The organism is Xanthomonas massiliensis, assembly GCF_900018785.1.
Classification (GTDB): Bacteria; Pseudomonadota; Gammaproteobacteria; order Xanthomonadales; family Xanthomonadaceae; genus Xanthomonas_B; species Xanthomonas_B massiliensis.
On record NZ_FCOY01000006.1, the window covers coordinates 1317967 to 1334449 of the forward strand.

Below are 16483 nucleotides of genomic sequence, written 5' to 3' on the forward strand. Positions count from 1 at the left end.
CCCGCACCGGAGCATGCGCATGCTGCCTGAGCTCGGCCAGTTGCTGCTGGTCCTGGCGCTGCTGGTGGCCCTGGCCCAGGCCGTGCTGCCGCTGGCCGGCGCCCAGCGCGGCGATGCCGCCTGGATGGCCGTGGCGCGCCCGGCCGCGTGGACCCAGCTGGCGCTGGTGGCCGGCGCCTTCGCGATCCTCACCCACGCCTTCCTGGTGCAGGACTTCTCGGTGCGCTACGTGGCCGAGAACTCCAACTCGCTGCTACCGCTGGTCTATCGCTATTCGGCGGTATGGGGCGCGCACGAGGGCTCGCTGCTGCTGTGGACGCTGATCCTGGCGCTGTGGTCGGGCGCGGTCGCGCTGTTCTCGCGGCGTCTGCCGCAGCCGGTGGTGGCGCGCGTGCTCGGCGTGCTGGCCCTGGTCAGCGTGGGGTTTCTGGCGTTCCTGATCTTCACCTCCGATCCGTTCGCGCGGCTGCTGCCGGCGCCGCTGGAAGGCCGCGACCTCAACCCGCTGCTGCAGGACCCCGGACTGGTGATCCATCCGCCGATGCTCTATTCGGGTTACGTCGGCTTCTCGGTGCCCTTCGCCTTCGCCATCGCCGCGTTGCTGGACGGGCGCGTCGATGCGCGCTGGCTGCGCTGGACGCGGCCGTGGACCAACGTCGCCTGGGGCCTGCTGACGCTGGGCATCGCGCTGGGCAGCTGGTGGGCGTACTACGAGCTGGGCTGGGGCGGATGGTGGTTCTGGGACCCGGTGGAGAACGCCAGCTTCATGCCGTGGCTGGCCGGCGCCGCGCTGATCCATTCCCAGGCGGTCACCGAGAAGCGCGGCAGCTTCGCCGGCTGGACCCTGCTGCTGGCCATCGCCGCGTTCTCGCTGTCGCTGCTGGGCACCTTCCTGGTGCGCTCGGGCGTGCTGACCAGCGTGCACTCCTTTGCCGCCGATCCCTCGCGCGGCGTGTTCGTGCTGGTGTTCCTGGCGCTGGTGATCGGCGCCTCGCTGGCGCTCTACGCCTGGCGCGCGCCCGGCCTGGACGGTGGCCTGCCGCGGCGCGGCTTCGCCCTGTTCTCGCGCGAGACGCTGCTGCTGGGCAACAACCTGCTGCTGGCATGCGCCTGCGCCATGGTGCTGCTGGGCACGCTGTACCCGATGCTCGCCGACGCGCTGGACCTGGGCAAGATCTCGGTCGGCCCGCCGTACTTCGGCACGCTGTTCGTGCTGCTGATGGCGCCGCTGGTGCTGCTGCTGCCGTTCGGTCCGCTGACGCGCTGGCAGCGCGACCAGCCCTCGCGGCCGCTGGCCATGCTGGCGCCATGGGCCGCGCTGGCGCTGGCCGGCGGCGTGGCGGCCTGGTTCGCCGCGCCGCAGGGCGCGTGGAAGACCGGCTTCGGCGTGGCCGGCGCCTTGTGGGTCGGCCTGGGCACGCTGCGCTTCGCCTGGTCGCGGGTACGGGCCAGCGGCCGCCGCTACACCCCGGAAATGCTGGGCATGCTGCTGGCCCATGGCGGCATCGCGGTGTTCCTGGTCGGCGCGCTGCTGGTGGAGGCGCAGAGCATCCAGCGCGAGGTCGCGCTGGCGCCCGGGCAGTCGCTGCAGGCCGGCAAGTACACGTTCCGCTTCGAGGGCGTGGACGAGACCCGCGGCCCCAACTACGTCTCCGACCGCGGCCACGTGCAGGTGCTGGAACGGGGCAGGCCGCTGACGGTGCTGCAGCCGGAGAAGCGCGCCTATGCCAGCGGCGGCCAGGTGATGACCGAGGCCGGCATCCGCCCCGGCGTGTTCGCCGACGTCTACGTCGCCCTGGGCGAGCCGCTGGGCGACGGTGCCTGGGCGGTGCGCGTTCACGTCAAGCCCTTCGTGCGCTGGATATGGTTCGGCGCGTTGCTGATGGCGCTGGGCGGTTTCGTCACCGCCGCCGACCGGCGCTTCCGTCGTCTACCGGAGAAACGCTGATGGCCGATACCCCCCGCCGTCTGCCGACGGCCGCCTGGATCGCCGGCGGCGTCCTGTTCGTGGCCCTGCTGGCCCTGCTGGCCTGGGGCGTGTCGCGCTCGGGCCGCCCCGACCGCGACACCCTGCCTTCGGCGCTGATCGGCAAGCCCGCGCCGGACTTCGCCCTGCCGGTGCTGCACGATCCCTCGGCCACGCTGCGCGCGCGCGACCTGCACGGCGCGCCCTACGTGCTCAACGTCTGGGGCAGCTGGTGCCCGGCCTGCGCCGAGGAGCACGCGGCGCTGAGCCGCTTCGCCCTGACCAAGCGGGTGCGGGTGATCGGCTACGACTGGAAGGACAATCCGGCCGACGCGCTGGCGTGGCTGGAGCAGCGCGGCAATCCCTACTTCGTGGTGGTGACCGACCAGGACGGCCGCGCCGCCCTGGACTGGGGCATCGCCGCCGCGCCGGAGACCTTCCTGGTCGATGCCCGCGGCATCGTCCGCTGGAAGTACAGCGGTGCGCTGACCGACCAGGTCATCGCGCAGCAGCTGATCCCGCTGCTGGCCCGCACCGAGCAGGAAGCCGGCATCGACCCGTGGGCCGGCCAGGCACGATGAAACCCTGGCGTGTGCTGACGGTGGTCCTGCTGGTGCTGGCACCCGCCCTGGTCGTGGCCGCACCGCTCGACGAAACCGCACCGCTGCAGTTCCGCAATGCCGCCGAGGAAGCGCGCTTCCACGCACTGACCGCCGAGCTGCGCTGCGTGCAGTGCCAGAACCAGTCCGTCGCCGACTCCAACGCGCCCATCGCCCACGACGTGCGTCGCCAGGTGCTGGCGCTGATGCAGCAGGGCCGCAGCGACGCCGACATCCAGCACTACCTGGTGGAGCGCTACGGCGAGTTCGTGCTGTACCGCCCGCGGGTGGAGCCGGCCACCTGGCTGCTGTGGTTCGGCCCCGGCCTGTTGCTGGTCGGCGCGGCCGCGCTCCTGGCCGCCTGGATCCGGCGCCGCAACCGCGGCCAGGCACTCCACGACGACGAGGAAGAGCAGGAATGGTGAGCCTGTCCACCCTGGCGCCGCTGCTGGCCGCGCTCGCCGCCATGGCGGTGGCCGCGGCGCTGCTGTGGCCGCTGTGGCGCGGTGGCTGGCGCCGTACCTGGACCGCCCTGGTGGCCGCGGCGACCCTGGCCGCGCCGCTGCTGTACCTGGCCGTGGGCACGCCGCAGGCGCTGCGGCCCGCCGCCGCGAGCGCCCCGGCCACCCTGGCCGCGGGCGTCGCCCAGCTGCAGCAGGCCCTGGCCCGCGACCCCGCGCATGCCGACGGCTGGGCGCTGCTCGGCCGTTCCCAGGCCGCCCTGGGCCAGTACCCTGCCGCCGCCCAGGCCTACGCGCGGGCGCTCGCCCTGGCGCCGGACACGCCGGACTGGCTGGTCGAGGCCGCCCAGGTGCGTGCCCAGGCCGACCCGCAGCACCGCATCGACGCGCAAGGCCGGGCATGGCTGGAGCGCGCCCTGGAACGGGCCCCGGACAACGAACGCGCCACCTGGTTCCTCGGCATCGCCCAGCGCCAGCAAGGCGATGCCGCCGCCGCGGCACGTACCTGGGAACCGCTGCTGGCGCGCGTGGACACGGCCACCGCGGCGGCCCTGCGCCCGCAGATCGACGCCGCCCGGGCCGAAGCCGGCCTGGCGCCGCTGCCCGCCGCCGCGCCGGCCACGGGCCATGCCGTGCAGGTACGGGTGTCGCTCGCCCCCGGGATCGATCCGGCCTCGCTGCCGCCGCAGGCGCAAGTGTTCGTGATCGCGCGCCAGGTCGGCGGCCCGCCTATGCCGGTGGCGGTGGAAAGGCACGCCGTCGGCGAACTGCCGCTGCAGGTGACCCTGGACGATGGCGACAGCCCCATGCCCACCCGCAAGCTCGCCTCCCTGGGCGAGGTGGAAGTGCTGGCGCGCCTGTCCACCGGCGGCGGCGTGCAGCGCCAGCCCGGCGACCTGGAAAGCGCACCGGTGCGCGTGGCGCTGCCGGCCGCGACCCCGGTGCAGCTGACCCTGGCGCCGGCACGCTGATCGACTGCGGACGGTCCCGCCCCGGTCCGTCCGCCCTGCGTGTGGCGGCGCATGGCACCGCGCCCGGCACGCGGACGATGACGATCGGCCGCCTGCGCGCTCGCCGCCGCGGGCACCATCCCCGTTCCCCCGGCAGCGTCGTTGCCGGGCCTGCCCGGTAGAATCGCGACGATGACCGAATTTGTCCCGCCCGGCACCCGCTTCCACGCCCTGCCCTCGCCGTTCCCGATGAAGCGCGGCGGCGAACTGCATGGCGCACGCATCGCCTACGAGACCTGGGGCACGCTCGCGCCCGCGGCCGACAACGCGATCCTCATCGTCACCGGCCTGTCGCCGGACGCCCACGCCGCCCGCCATGACGCCGATCCCGGGGCGGGCTGGTGGGAACGCATGCTCGGCCCGGGCAAGGCCATCGACACCGACCGCTGGTTCGTGGTCTGCGTGAATTCGCTGGGCAGCTGCAAGGGCTCCACCGGACCGGCCTCGATCGATCCCGCCACTGGCCGGCCCTACCGCCTCGCCTTCCCCGACCTGTCCATCGAGGACGTGGCCGACGCCGCGGCCAGCGTGGTGCGCGGCCTGGGCATCGGGCGCCTGGCCTGCGTGATCGGCAACTCCATGGGCGGCATGACCGCGCTGGCGGTGCTGCTGCGCCACCCGGGCATCGCCCGTGGCCACGTCAACATCTCCGGCAGCGCCCAGGCCCTGCCCTTCTCCATCGCCATCCGCTCGCTGCAGCGCGAGGCCATCCGCCTGGACCCGCAGTGGAATGGCGGCGATTACGACCAGGACCGCTACCCCGAGAACGGCATGCGCATGGCGCGCAAGCTGGGCGTGATCACCTACCGTTCCGCGCTGGAATGGCACGGCCGCTTCGGCCGCGTGCGGCTGGACCCGGAGTGCCGCGACGACGACCCGTTCGGCCTGGAGTTCGAGGTGGAGAGCTACCTGGAGGGACACGCGCGCCGCTTCGTGCGCCGCTTCGACCCGAACTGCTACCTGTACCTGAGCCGCTCGATGGACTGGTTCGACCTGGCCGAATACGGCAACGGCGACGTGATGGCCGGCCTGGCGATGATCCGCGTGGACAAGGCCCTGGCGATCGGCGCGGATACCGACATCCTGTTCCCGGTGCAGCAACAGGAACAGATCGCCGAGGGCCTGGCCGCCGGCGGTGCCGACGCACGCTTCATCGGCATGGAATCCCCGCAGGGCCACGACGCCTTCCTGGTCGACATCGACCGCTTCGGGCCGGCGGTGCGCGACTTCCTCGACGCGCTCTGAGCGACGCGCCGGCGCGTACCAGGGGGCAATCCGGTGCGCAATTCCTTCGCCACTCCCCCGTTCGCCATTGCAGTCGCACAGGCGAGGGCTGCGACCCGTCGTCGCGGCGGGCACGCCCGGCCACCGTGCCCCGGGCGCGTGCCCTGCCCGGCGTGCCCACCGGCGCGAGCCCCGGCGGGCAAGGCGCGGCCCGGTCCCGTGCACGGCCGCCGCCGCGGCGGGCCGGCCATGATGCCATCGGCACCGGGCCGGCTCCGTTCACAAGCCACTCATTGATCTGAATCAAGGCCGGTTGCAGCATCGGTGCCCGAAGATGCGCGCGATCCCGCAACAGGCCCGAGGAAAATCGCCGTCATGTTCACGCTCAGGGGGTACCTGCTGGACGCCGTCATTGCGGCCGCCAGGTGGTCGGGAGTCGTGGAACAGCACAACGCCATTCTCGTCTCCTCCCATCCAGCCACTGATTCGATGCAATGAAAAAGAGGATCCATACCCATGGTTGACTCACTCGTCGTAGACCTGTCGCGACTGCAATTCGCGGCAACGGCGCTCTACCACTACCTGTTCGTGCCGCTCACGCTGGGCATGACGTTCTTCCTGGCGGCCGTGGAGACCGCGTACGTCATCACCCGCAATCCCATCTACAAGCAGATGGCCCAGTTCTGGGGCAAGCTGTTCCTGATCAACTTCGCCCTGGGCGTGGCCACCGGCCTGACCATGGAGTTCGAGTTCGGCACCAACTGGTCCTACTACTCGACCTTCGTGGGCGATGCCTTCGGTGCGCCGCTGGCAGTCGAGGGCCTGATGGCCTTCTTCATGGAGTCCACCTTCATCGGCATCATGGTGTTCGGCTGGGAGCGGCTGCGCCCGGGCACGCACCTAGCGGTGACCTACCTGGTCGCGCTCGGCTCGAACCTGTCGGCGCTGTGGATCCTGGTGGCCAACGGCTTCATGCAAGTGCCGGCGGGCATGGCGTTCAACTACGCCACGATGCGCATGGAGATGACCAGCTTCCTGGACCTGTTCTTTAACGCCGACGCGCAGGCCAAGTTCGTGCACACCTCCATCGCCGGCTACGTGACCGCGGCGATCTTCGTCACCGGCATCAGCGCCTTCTACATGCTGCGCGGGCGCCACGTCGAGCTGGCGCGCCGCTCGTTCCGCATGGCCACCGTGTTCGGCGTGCTCTCCACCCTGGGCGTGATCACCCTGGGCGATGCGCTGGGCTTCATCGGCGGCAATTCGCAGCCGACCAAGCTGGCCGCGATGGAAGGCCTGTGGGAGCCCGAGAAGGCGCCGATGCCGTTCAACATGATCGCCTTCCCCTCGCAGAAGGACGAGGCCAACCACGGCGCGGTGCAGGTCCCGGCGGTGCTCTCGCTGCTGGTCACCCACTCGCTGGACGGCACCGTGCCCTCGATCAAGGAGATCCAGGACCAGAACGAGACCCGCATCCGCAGCGGCATCGTCTCGGCCCGGGCGCTGAAGGTGCTGCAGTCCAATCCCGGGGACGCGCAGGCGCAGGCCGACTTCCAGGCGCACAAGGCCGATCTCGGCTTCGGCTTCCTGGTGCAGCGCTACTCGCCCGACCTGCAGGACGTGACCGAGGCGCAGATCCAGCAGGCGGTGAAGGATTCCATCCCGCCGGTGGCGCCGATCTTCTGGAGCTTCCGGGTGATGGTGCTGTTCGGCCTGCTGATGCTGGCCTACTTCGTGCTCGCGATGATCTACAGCATCCGCAACAACATCCAGGACCAGAAGTGGCTGCTGAAGATCGCGCCGTGGATGATCCCGGTGCCGTTCCTGGCCAACGAGGCCGGCTGGCTGGTCGCCGAGCTGGGCCGCCAGCCATGGACGCTGTACGAAGTGCTGCCGACCTGGATGTCCGCCTCCACCCACTCCGTCGGCTACATGGTGTTCTCGCTGGTCGGCTTCGTGGCGGTGTACACCATCTTCATCATCATCGAGATGTACCTGATGGTCCGCGCCGTCAAGCAGGGCCCGGGCGACGACATCCCGTCCGACTCGCTGTTCACCAAGTTCCTGCCGGGCTATTCGGCCCTGGCCAAGGCTAGCAGGCGGGAGGCCTGATCCATGGAAATCTATCTGATCCTCAAAGTTACCTGGTGGATCCTGCTGGGCGTGCTGCTCATGGGTCTGGGCATCATGGTCGGCATGGACATGGGCGTGGGCACCATCCTGCGCTACGTGGGCCGCAACGACGTCGAGCGCCGCGTGGTCATCAACGGCATCGGCCCGCACTGGGACGGCAACCAGGTGTGGTTCATCCTCGGCGGCGGTGCGATCTTCGCCGCCTTCCCGCTGATCTACGGCACCGCGTTCTCGGGCTTCTACGTGGTCATGCTGCTGCTGCTGTGGAGCATGATCGTGCGCCCGCTGGCGTTCGAGTACCGCAGCAAGAAGGAAAGCCTCAGGTGGCGCGGCGGCTGGGACTGGATGCTGTTCGTGTCCGGCTTCCTGCCGATGCTGGTGTTCGGCGCGGCGATCGGCAACGTGCTGCAGGGCGTGCCGTTCCACTTCAGCTGGAACCTGACCTCGTACTACACAGGCAGCTTCCTGGCGCTGTTCAACCCGTTCGCGATCCTGTGCGGGCTGATGTCGGTGGCGCTGTCGTGCTTCATGGGCGCGGCCACGGTGGCCAACGGGGCCGACGGCGTGATCGCCGAGCGCGCCCGCAAGGTGTCCACCGCCACGGGCGTGGCGGCCATCGTGCTGTACGTGGTCGGCGGCATCTGGATGCGCGGCATCGAGTTCTACGTGCTCGACGCGGCGCCGGCCGGCAACCTGCCGCAGACCCCGCTGCAGCAGACCGTCAGCGTCCACGCCGGCGCGCTGTACGGCAACTACCTCGCCCATCCGGTGCTGTGGCTGCTGCCGCTGGTGGCGATCGTCGGGCTGGCCGCGGGCGTCGTCGCCGCGCGCGGCGGCAGGAGCCACCTGTCCTGGTGGCTGGGCGCACTGGCCTGGATCGGCGTGATCGGTTCGGTCGGCGCGGCGATGTTCCCCTTCATGATGCCCTCGAGCAGCGATCCCTCGCAGAGCCTCACGCTGTGGAACTCCAGCTCCAGCCAGCTCACGCTGACCTGGATGGTGGGCTTCGCCGTGGTCTTCGTCCCGATCATCCTGTGGTACACCGGCTGGTGCTACTACGTGATGCGCGGCAAGGTCGACGCCGACGACATCAAGCACGACGAACACGCGTACTGATCGAGAGGAAACGAACATGCGTACTTTCTGGACTTTCGTGATCCTCGTCATCCTCGCCGGCCTGGCCATCCTGCTGGGCATCGCCCTGGGCGAGCGCGGCGCCTGGTACTTCGCCTGGCTGCTGGGCACGGTGGTGGTGGTGATGGTCGCCGCCGGCGCCGGCATCATGCTCGACGCCCAGGACGCCGTCGCCGGCGCCCAGGCGGAGAAGAAGATCGACTGAGGCCGTCCGCCGGCCCGGCCGGCGCGATGACGGAAACGAAGAAGGCCCCGCGGCGCAAGCCGCGGGGCTTTTTTCGTCCCGTCGCCGCGAACGCCCCGCCGGCTTCCGCACACGGACGCCGCATGCGCCCCGTGGCAGACTCGGCGAACGGATGCTCCCTCGCCTGCGCCGATACCGGCGAACCGGGCGAGCGACCCGCATCGCCGCATCGCCCCAGCCCGCCCCGACGGAGAAACGGAAATGGTCAGCAGGAACACGATTTGCCTGTGGTACGACGGCACCGCCTTGGACGCCGCCCGGTTCTACGCGGCCACCTTCCCCGACAGCGCGGTCGGCGCCGTCCATCGTGCGCCCGGCGATTATCCGGCGGGCCGGCAGGGCGATGTCCTGACCGTCGAGTTCAGCGTCATCGGCATCCCCTGCCTCGGCCTCAACGGTGGCCCCGGATTCCCGCACAGCGAGGCCTTCTCGTTCCAGGTCGCGACCGACGACCAGGCCGAGACCGACCGTCTCTGGAACGCCATCGTGGGAAATGGCGGCCGCGAAAGCGCATGCGGCTGGTGCAAGGACAGATGGGGGCTGTCGTGGCAGATCACGCCACGTGCGCTGACCGATGCCCTCGCCGATCCCGATCGCGCGGCGGCCAAGCGCGCCTTCGAAGCGATGATGGAGATGGGCAAGATCGACATCGCGGCCATCGAGGCGGCGCGACGCGGCACGCCCGGCGGCGGGTGACTCCTGCCGGGGCCAGCCCGTGGAGCTGCGCCGGCGCCGTCCTAGCGGCCTTCGGCGGTCTCCTTCCGGCACACGGCGATCGAATCCCCGCGCTTCTGGTCCATCCGTTCGCGTGCCTCGCTGGCCAGTTCCTCGTAGCGTTTCCGCAACGCCTCCAGCTCCACCTCGTCCAGTTCCTCCAGATCGAGCAGGGCGTTGTTGGCCGCCTTGGTGACGATGATCAGCTCGTCGAGCTTGATCTGCACGGCGGCGCTGTCGGCGTTCTGGGTGTGCTGGATGAGGAACACCATCAGGAAGGTGATGATGGTGGTGCTGGTGTTGATCACCAGCTGCCAGGTGTCGTTGAAGCCGAAGACCGGGCCGCTGGCGGCCCAGACCACCACCGCGAGCGTGGCGCCGCAGAACGCCCAGGGCGTTCCCGCGATATTGGCGGCCTTCTTGGCCAGGATGTTGAACCGTTTCTTGATGCCCATTCGGGGATTTCCAGGGAGCGGCGCCGACAGCAAACGCCCGGCCGCGTTAGCGGCCCGTGTGCAGCCGCGGCAGGCCCGCGGGACGGCAGGCAAGCCCGCTTCCTTCCGGAAGGTGGAAGCCGCCTGCACCCTGCCCGCAACCCGCTGGCCGGCGCCCGCCCACCGGTTCGCCGGCCCCGTGCCCGCCCGGTGCTGGGTGCGGAAGGCAGGACCGGCCTCGCCTCCGAGGCGGACCGTTGCCGCCCGGCACTCGGCACGCCACATCGCGGTCGCATTCGCACGACCGACGGCGGCAAGACGACTCCCGCCCGTGGCCGGTCATCCAGCGCCTGGTGGCACCCTAGCCGGCCCGCAGCGACGCCAGGACAGTCCCGAACCCGGCCTCGCCGCGGCGATGGCGGGCCTGCAGGCGGCCGTCTGCGACGACGACGAGCATGTCGGCCAGGTCGGCCTCGCGCCGCAGATGGGTGGCGACCAGCATGGCCTGGCCCTGGCCGCGCCGGCCAAGGCGGGCGAGCACGTCGGCGGCGGTCGCGCCGTCCAGGCCCTCGGTGGGCTCGTCCAGCAGCCACAGCGGCGCCTTGCGCAGCAGCAGGCGGGCCAGCGCCAGGCGTCGCGCCTGGCCGCCGGACAGGCCCAGGCCGCCCTCGCCCAGGCGCGCATCGAGCCCGCCGGCCATCGCGCGCACGGTGTCGCCCAGGCCGGCGTCGTCCAGCGCCTGCCACAGCGCTTCGTCGCCGGCCTGCGGATCGGCCAGCAGCAGGTTGCCGCGCACGCTGTCCTGGAACAGCTCGGTGCGCTGGGTCAGCATGCAGTGGCGCGCGACCTCGATGCGCCCGCCCTGCGGCACGATCTCGCCGGCCACCAGCGCCAGCAGCGTGGACTTGCCCGCGCCGCTGGCGCCGACCAGGGCCACGCGCTCGCCGGTGCGCAGGTCCAGGTCCACGCCGGCCAGGGCCGCCGCGCCGGCACCGGGATAGGTGTAGGTCACGCCCGCCAGGTGCACCACCTCGCCCGCCGGCGGTGCGGCCGCGGCGGCCGCGGCGGGGGCGTCGGTCCGGCCGTCGATGCGCGGGGCGACCCGGCCCACCGCCAGCAGGGTGCGGCCGAACTCCACCGCCCCGCGGCGCAGCGCGGTGAACGGCTCGAAGGCGGCCAGCACCACCAGCATCGCGAAGGCGGCCATGGGCGCGCCGATCGCGGCCGAGCGGACCAGCGCGGCGCCGGCCAGCAGCGTGCCGGCCAGGGCCACCGCGGTGGCCACGCCATGGGCCAGGGTGATCCGCGTCTCCAGCCGCAGCTTGGCGGCATCGGCACGGGCCGACACCGCATCGGCATGCAGCAGCGCCGCCGCCTGCGCCGGCAGGCGCCCGGCCATCAGCAGTTCCACCTGGCCGGCCACCAGGTCGATGGTGCGCGCACGCAACGCCTCCACCGCGTACGCCGCCAGGCGCGCGGCCTGGCGTGCGCGCCAGCCCACCCACCACGGCACGCCCAGGCCGACCACCAGCAGCCAGGCCATCAGCGCGAGCCCCAGCCACGGCGAGAGCCAGGACAGGGCCAGGCCGGCGGCGACCACCGCGAACAGGGCGGCGGCGGCCGGCACCAGCACGCGCAGGTACAGCGAATCGAGCGCGTCGATGTCCGAGGTCAGGCGGAACAGCAGCCGTGCCGGCTGGGCCAGCAGGCGCCGCGCGGCCTGCGGTTGCGCCCAGCCGCGGAACAGGCGTTCGCGCAGCGCCGCCAGCACCGACAGCGTGGCGTCGTGGGTGACCAGGCGTTCGCCGTAGCGCGCCACGGTGCGTTCGATCGCCAGGAAGCGGATGAACGAGGACGGGCCGAAGTAGTTGAACGCCGCCGCGGTGGCCGCCGACAGGCCGGCGATGGCCGAGGCGGTGATGAACCAGCCGGCCACGCCCAGCAGCGCCAGCCCGCCCAGCAGGGTGAGCGCGGCCATCAGCATGCCCAGCCACAGGCGCAGGCGCTGCTGGGCGAAGAAGTAGCGCAGCACCGTGCGCAGCCCGGCGTGGCGGCGGCGCGATGCGGAAGCGTCGCCGGTCATGCCTCGCCTCCCGCCGGCGGGGGGGCAAGCCGCACCACGCGGTCCATCCGCGCGATCAGCCGCTCGTCGTGGGTGGCCACCACCAGGGTGGCGCCGCGCGCGGCCAGCGCCAGCAGGCCCGCGGTGACCGATTCGGCGGTCTGCGCGTCCAGGTGCGCGGTGGGTTCGTCGGCCAGCACCAGCCCGCAGCCGGCGTCGGCCAGGGCACGTGCCACCGCCAGCCGCAGCACCTCGCCGCCGGACAGCCCGGTGCCGCCCTCGCCCAGCCGCTGGTGCAGGTGGTCGCGCTTGTCGCGCGACAGCGCCGCGGCGGCGGCCGCGTCCTGCGCCCTTGCCTCGTCGACCTGCGCGCGGCCGAGGGTGATGTTGTGCAGCAGGGTGCCGGCGAACACGTGCGGCTGCTGGCCGATCCAGGCCATGCGCGCACGCAGCGCATCGGCGCTGGCATCGTCCAGCGGCACCCCGCCGATCGCGACCGTGCCCGCGGTGGGACGCACCAGGCCGGCCACCAGGGCCAGCAGCGTGGACTTGCCGGCGCCGCTGGGCGCCACCAGCGCGACCCGTTCGCCGGCGGCGATCTCCAGCGAGAAATCGTGCAGCACGGCCGTGCCCTCGCCATAGGCGAAGCCGACCCGCGCCAGGCGCACCGCCAGCGCGCCCGGCGCCACGGCCACGGCCGCCCCCCCGTCGCCGCCGCCACCGACCACGTCGCGCCCGTCCTGTCCCAGGCGCTGCAGGGCGTCCAGCGCCGACACGCCGGCGGCGCGGTCATGCCACACCGCGGCCAGGTCGCGCAGCGGCTCGAAGAAGGCCGGCGCCAGCAGCAGCACGAACATGCCCTGGGCGAGGCTGAGCTTGCCGCCCCAGGCGCCGAAGCGGATGTCGCCCAGCAGGTGGAAGCCGACGTATACGGCCACCATCGCCACGCCGAGCGCGGAGAACAGCTCGAGCACCGCCGAGGACATGAAGGCGATGCGCAGCACCGCCATCGTGCGCCGGCGCAGTTCCTCGGCCGAATCGCGCAGGCGCCGCGCGACCAGGTCCACCGCATCGAAGGCACGGATCGTGGCCAGGCCGCGCAGGCGATCGAGCAGGAAACCGTTCATCTGGCCCAGCTCCAGCATCTGTTCCTCGCTGGCCGCCTGTGCACGCCAGCCGACCAGCGCCATGAAGAACGGGATCAGCGGCGCGGCCAGCAGCAGCGCCAGTGCCGCCAGCCAGCTCTGCCAGGCCACCAGCACCAGCAGCACCAGCGGCACGGCGAGCACGCGCAACTGCACCGGCTGGTAGCGCGCCAGGTACGGCACCACCGCCTCGGCCTGCTCGGCGAGGATGCTGGCCGCCTCGCCGGAGGCGGCACGGCGGGCATCGAGCGGCGAACGCCGCGACAGCGCGGCCACCGCCGCATGGCGCAGGCGGGTGAGCTCGACCCGGGCCCGCGCGAACGCCAGGCGCTCGCCCCAGGTCGCCAGGACGGCGCGCACGATGCCCAGCACCAGCACGCCCGCCGCGCAACGCAACGCCAGCGAGGGCAGGTCCGGTGCCGCATCGGCCATCGCCCCGACCGCCACCGCGATGCACCCGGCCTGCCCGATCCACAACAGGGCGGCCAGCAGCTGCAGCACGCCGCCGGCCTCGACGCGCGGCCGGCGGCCGGCATGCGCGGGACGGCTCATGGCCGCGGCCCCGCCGGCGGGCACGCATGGCACACAGCATGGCCGGGCCTGTCCGGCCGGCGTGCATGGATCGGGAATCGGGGCATGGGAAATACGTCCGGTCGCATCGTCGGTGCCGTCGCAAGGGACGGCGTGGCGGCAGGGACGAGCGGGCAGGAATCCTGCCGGCCGAGGCGATGCCACCGGCGACGGATGTCCCGGGCACGCTCGCACTCGCGCTCGTCGGTGGCCGGGCACGCTAGCACGACCGCGCCCGCAGATGAACCGGCAGCGGGTACCGGCATTGCGGGAAGCACCGTCCCTCGCGCGTCGCCGCGACATCGCGACGCAGGCCGCCGCCGGCATGCGCCCGCGGGATCAACCGCCGGCGCCGCCGCGGACAGTGCCAAGGCGCCGGAACACGAGGCTGGCACCGGCCACCGCCAGCAGCACCGGCACCGCAAGGTCGTGGTCGAAGCGCGTGAACTCCACCATCAGCAGCACCGCCGTCAGCGGCATGCGCATGAACGCCCCCAGGAACGCCGCCCCGCCCACCAGCGCGAAGGCGCCCTGCGGCACGCCCGGCCACAGCAACGACCACGCCAGCCCCATCGGCACGGCCAACAGCGCGCCGATGGCCAGGCTCGGCGTCAGCAGGCCGCCATGCGCCCCCACGCGCAGGCTGCCGGCCGTGGCCAGCACCTTCAGCGCCAGCAGGCACAGCGCCAGTTGCCCCCCCAGTTCCCCGGCGAATCCGAGTTGCGCCGGCCCACGGCCGTTGCCGAGCAGCTGCGGGAACGCGATCGCGGCGACCCCGATCAGGCCGAAGTTCAGCACCGCCAGCAGCGGCCGCGGCCCCTCGTCGGCGGCGGCGCGGGAGGCGACGTCGGTCCAGCGGCGCATCGCCCACGCGGCCACGCCTATCGCGGGCCCGGCCAGCAACGACCACACCAGCAGGGCCGGGCTGAAGTCCATCGGCGGCAGCTGGTACTGCACCTGATGCCCCAGGCCGATCCAGGCGATCGAGGCCCCCAGCGCGGAGCTGGCCATGGCCAGCACCGCCGCCTGCCAGGAGAACGCGGCCAGCAGCACCTCCAGCACGAACACCGCACCGGCCATGGGCACGTTGTAGACGGCGGCCAGGCCGGCACCGGCGCCACAGGCCACCACCAGCGTCGCCTGCTCCGGCGCCAGCCGGCAGCGCCGCGCCAGGGCGCTGCCCAGCAGCGCCCCCAGTTCGCGCGGCGCCACCTCGCGCCCCAGCGGCGAGCCCAACCCCACGGTGACGATCTGCAGCAGCACGTGGGCGAGCGTGGTCGCCGGCGGCATGGTCGCACCGGCATCGGACACCGCCTGTTCCACGCTCACCCGGCGCGCGCCGTAGCGTGCCACCGCCCACCAGCCCGCACCGGCGACCACGCCGCACGCGAGCATGACCAGCACCCGCCGCGGCGCGGACGCGTGCTCCACCCCGGACAGGAAACTCGCGTGCGTGGGCGCGCCGTCGAATCCATAGCCGTAGGCCAGGTGCTGCACCGCATGCAGCAGCAACGCCAGCAGCGTGCCGCCGATCCCGGCCAGCACGCCGGTCGCCAGCACGACCGCCACCAAACGCATTCCCGGCAAGATCCTCATGCCATTCCCGGCCCCATGACGATGCGGAAGCATGCCATGCAGGGATGGTCCCCCGCCTCGTCCAGGGCTAGGGCGATGCGGGCGTTCCTTGCCGGATGCCTGAATTCCCGGAGGCGCGCGCCTCCCCGCCGGGCGGCATGCATCTGCTCGACACGCCGCAGCCGTAGCCCGCGCCAGGACGCAGGGCGAAAGCCACGCACCCGGACAGGCAAGGAATATCCACGGGTATCGGCAACTGCGCATCCGGCGCCGACGAGGGGGTGCGCCAGCGACGCACATGCGCCATCGACGCATATTCTCCGCGCATGATCTTCATTGAAGCCCCAGCGTTCATCCGCCGTGTCCTGGAACTGCTGGACGATGATGATTACGGCCAATTCCAGGCAGTGCTTGGAGAGAACCCGGAAGCGGGCGATGTGATCGCGGGAACCGGCGGACCGCGCAATTCGCATTGCCGCGATGGGATGCGGGAAACGAGATGGAGCACGGGCCATCTGCTACCCCTTCACATCCAAGGCCAATATCGCGTTGCTGCTGGTCTGTCCGAAGAACGGGCAAGACGATCCGACGGCCCTGGGCGCAAGGTGCTGAAAAGCAGCATCGGGAACTGGAGGTAGACCCGTGAGCAAGTTTTTTGGGGACCTGCGGGAAAGCGTTCGGCAGATGGGCGGGATCGTCCGCGGCGAACGCGCCCTCGCGCGAGTTCCATGTCGATGCGATCGAGGTGAAGGCGGTCCGCGCGACCACGGGCCTGTCGCAGGCCAAGTTCGCCAAGGTCATCGACGTGCCGGTGGGTACGCTGCGCAACTGGGAGCAGGGACGCCGTGATCCGACCGGCCCTGCAAAAGTCCTGCCGCGGGCGATCCAGAACCATCCTGGGCACGCGATCCCGGCACTGACCGCCTGACAGCACAACCCGCCTGGCGCGGTTTTCTTTGCAGTGGCTGACCGATGGTCCTTCGGATCCGCCGTGAGTGACTCCCTGCCCGGTGCCGACCGTCGCTGTCGGGCGGTGGCGCGGCTTGCATTCGCGGTGCAGGTACGAAAAAGCCGGCACAAGGCCGGCTTCGTCGCGATCTTCGGATTTTATTGGTCGGGGAGACAGGATTCGAACCTGCGACCTCTACGTCCCGAACGTAGCGCTCTACCAGCCTGAGCTACACCCCGTTGTGAGCTGCGCATTGTACAGAC

The 16483-nt window shown here is 71.8% G+C and carries 15 protein-coding genes and 1 tRNA gene; 11 read left to right on the plus strand and 5 right to left on the minus strand.

Annotation, left to right across the window (positions count from 1 at the left end; translation table 11 throughout):
• Nucleotides 1-19 precede the first annotated feature (19 nt).
• The 9 genes from BN3794_RS08885 to BN3794_RS08925 all read left to right on the plus strand — a co-directional run bounded on the left by BN3794_RS08885 (nt 20) and on the right by BN3794_RS08925 (nt 9467).
• Nucleotides 20-1948 carry a heme lyase CcmF/NrfE family subunit gene (locus tag BN3794_RS08885; protein ID WP_066096225.1) on the plus strand — a complete coding sequence of 643 codons (1929 nt, stop codon included), beginning with the start codon at nt 20-22 and terminating at the stop codon, nt 1946-1948.
• Nucleotides 1948-2547 (plus strand): DsbE family thiol:disulfide interchange protein, encoded by a 600-nt coding sequence (locus BN3794_RS08890; protein WP_066096229.1) that lies wholly within the window; start codon nt 1948-1950, stop codon nt 2545-2547. The genes BN3794_RS08885 and BN3794_RS08890 overlap by 1 nt, the downstream gene beginning before the upstream one ends.
• The gene (locus tag BN3794_RS08895) at nt 2544-2990 is read left to right on the plus strand and encodes a cytochrome c-type biogenesis protein (protein ID WP_066096231.1); all 447 of its coding nucleotides are present in this window, start codon (nt 2544-2546) and stop codon (nt 2988-2990) included. Before BN3794_RS08890 ends, BN3794_RS08895 begins: the two co-directional genes overlap by 4 nt.
• Complete coding sequence (locus tag BN3794_RS08900) at nt 2984-3997, plus strand: tetratricopeptide repeat protein (RefSeq protein ID WP_066096233.1); 1014 nt, start codon at nt 2984-2986, stop codon at nt 3995-3997. Before BN3794_RS08895 ends, BN3794_RS08900 begins: the two co-directional genes overlap by 7 nt.
• Before the next feature lie 171 nt (nt 3998-4168).
• Nucleotides 4169-5281 carry a homoserine O-acetyltransferase MetX gene (gene metX / locus BN3794_RS08905; protein WP_066096237.1) on the plus strand — a complete coding sequence of 371 codons (1113 nt, stop codon included), beginning with the start codon at nt 4169-4171 and terminating at the stop codon, nt 5279-5281.
• 495 nt (nt 5282-5776) lie between these two features.
• Nucleotides 5777-7372, plus strand: coding sequence for a cytochrome ubiquinol oxidase subunit I (locus tag BN3794_RS08910; RefSeq protein WP_147675712.1), 1596 nt, complete (start codon nt 5777-5779; stop codon nt 7370-7372).
• 3 nt (nt 7373-7375) lie between these two features.
• Nucleotides 7376-8509 carry a cytochrome d ubiquinol oxidase subunit II gene (cydB, locus tag BN3794_RS08915; protein ID WP_066096240.1) on the plus strand — a complete coding sequence of 378 codons (1134 nt, stop codon included), beginning with the start codon at nt 7376-7378 and terminating at the stop codon, nt 8507-8509.
• Between the two features lie 16 nt (nt 8510-8525).
• Nucleotides 8526-8732 (plus strand): hypothetical protein, encoded by a 207-nt coding sequence (locus tag BN3794_RS08920; protein ID WP_066096243.1) that lies wholly within the window; start codon nt 8526-8528, stop codon nt 8730-8732.
• A 240-nt stretch (nt 8733-8972) separates the two neighbouring features.
• A complete protein-coding gene (locus BN3794_RS08925; protein ID WP_066096245.1) occupies nt 8973-9467 on the plus strand; it encodes a VOC family protein in 495 nt (164 codons plus the stop codon).
• A gap of 41 nt (nt 9468-9508) precedes the next feature.
• Here the strand turns inward: BN3794_RS08925 and BN3794_RS08930 are convergent, their stop codons facing one another.
• The 4 genes from BN3794_RS08930 to BN3794_RS08945 all read right to left on the minus strand — a co-directional run bounded on the left by BN3794_RS08930 (nt 9509) and on the right by BN3794_RS08945 (nt 15274).
• Entirely contained in the window at nt 9509-9940 is a 432-nt protein-coding gene (locus BN3794_RS08930; protein ID WP_066096247.1) for a low affinity iron permease family protein, read from the minus strand.
• Nucleotides 9941-10280: 340 nt separating this feature from the next.
• Nucleotides 10281-12002, minus strand: coding sequence for a thiol reductant ABC exporter subunit CydC (gene cydC / locus BN3794_RS08935; RefSeq protein ID WP_066096249.1), 1722 nt, complete (start codon nt 12000-12002; stop codon nt 10281-10283).
• Entirely contained in the window at nt 11999-13678 is a 1680-nt protein-coding gene (gene cydD / locus BN3794_RS08940; RefSeq protein ID WP_147675713.1) for a thiol reductant ABC exporter subunit CydD, read from the minus strand. The genes cydC and cydD overlap by 4 nt, the downstream gene beginning before the upstream one ends.
• Nucleotides 13679-14035: 357 nt before the next feature.
• Nucleotides 14036-15274: a chloride channel protein gene (locus tag BN3794_RS08945; protein ID WP_201455263.1), complete on the minus strand. Its 1239-nt coding sequence runs from the start codon at nt 15272-15274 to the stop codon at nt 14036-14038.
• A 323-nt stretch (nt 15275-15597) separates the two neighbouring features.
• On the opposite strand from BN3794_RS08945, the gene BN3794_RS15925 reads away from it, so the two are divergent.
• Entirely contained in the window at nt 15598-15909 is a 312-nt protein-coding gene (locus tag BN3794_RS15925; protein ID WP_236493204.1) for a hypothetical protein, read from the plus strand.
• Between the two features lie 107 nt (nt 15910-16016).
• Nucleotides 16017-16199, plus strand: coding sequence for a helix-turn-helix domain-containing protein (locus BN3794_RS08950; RefSeq protein ID WP_236493205.1), 183 nt, complete (start codon nt 16017-16019; stop codon nt 16197-16199).
• Nucleotides 16200-16382: 183 nt separating this feature from the next.
• Here the strand turns inward: BN3794_RS08950 and BN3794_RS08955 are convergent.
• Nucleotides 16383-16459: transfer RNA gene (locus BN3794_RS08955), tRNA-Pro, on the minus strand.
• Nucleotides 16460-16483 lie beyond the last annotated feature (24 nt).

Excerpts from the sequence above, each read along its gene's own strand:
- BN3794_RS08885 (WP_066096225.1), top strand. The coding sequence starts at position 20 with ATGCTGCCTGAGCTCGGCCAGTTGCTGCTGGTCCTGGCGCTGCTGGTG.
- BN3794_RS08890 (WP_066096229.1), top strand. The coding sequence starts at position 1,948 with ATGGCCGATACCCCCCGCCGTCTGCCGACGGCCGCCTGGATCGCCGGC.
- BN3794_RS08895 (WP_066096231.1), top strand. The coding sequence starts at position 2,544 with ATGAAACCCTGGCGTGTGCTGACGGTGGTCCTGCTGGTGCTGGCACCC.
- BN3794_RS08900 (WP_066096233.1), top strand. The coding sequence starts at position 2,984 with ATGGTGAGCCTGTCCACCCTGGCGCCGCTGCTGGCCGCGCTCGCCGCC.
- metX (WP_066096237.1), top strand. The coding sequence starts at position 4,169 with ATGACCGAATTTGTCCCGCCCGGCACCCGCTTCCACGCCCTGCCCTCG.
- BN3794_RS08910 (WP_147675712.1), top strand. The coding sequence starts at position 5,777 with ATGGTTGACTCACTCGTCGTAGACCTGTCGCGACTGCAATTCGCGGCA.
- cydB (WP_066096240.1), top strand. The coding sequence starts at position 7,376 with ATGGAAATCTATCTGATCCTCAAAGTTACCTGGTGGATCCTGCTGGGC.
- BN3794_RS08920 (WP_066096243.1), top strand. The coding sequence starts at position 8,526 with ATGCGTACTTTCTGGACTTTCGTGATCCTCGTCATCCTCGCCGGCCTG.
- BN3794_RS08925 (WP_066096245.1), top strand. The coding sequence starts at position 8,973 with ATGGTCAGCAGGAACACGATTTGCCTGTGGTACGACGGCACCGCCTTG.
- BN3794_RS08930 (WP_066096247.1), bottom strand. The coding sequence starts at position 9,940 with ATGGGCATCAAGAAACGGTTCAACATCCTGGCCAAGAAGGCCGCCAAT.
- cydC (WP_066096249.1), bottom strand. The coding sequence starts at position 12,002 with ATGACCGGCGACGCTTCCGCATCGCGCCGCCGCCACGCCGGGCTGCGC.
- cydD (WP_147675713.1), bottom strand. The coding sequence starts at position 13,678 with ATGAGCCGTCCCGCGCATGCCGGCCGCCGGCCGCGCGTCGAGGCCGGC.
- BN3794_RS08945 (WP_201455263.1), bottom strand. The coding sequence starts at position 15,274 with ATGCGTTTGGTGGCGGTCGTGCTGGCGACCGGCGTGCTGGCCGGGATC.
- BN3794_RS15925 (WP_236493204.1), top strand. The coding sequence starts at position 15,598 with ATGATCTTCATTGAAGCCCCAGCGTTCATCCGCCGTGTCCTGGAACTG.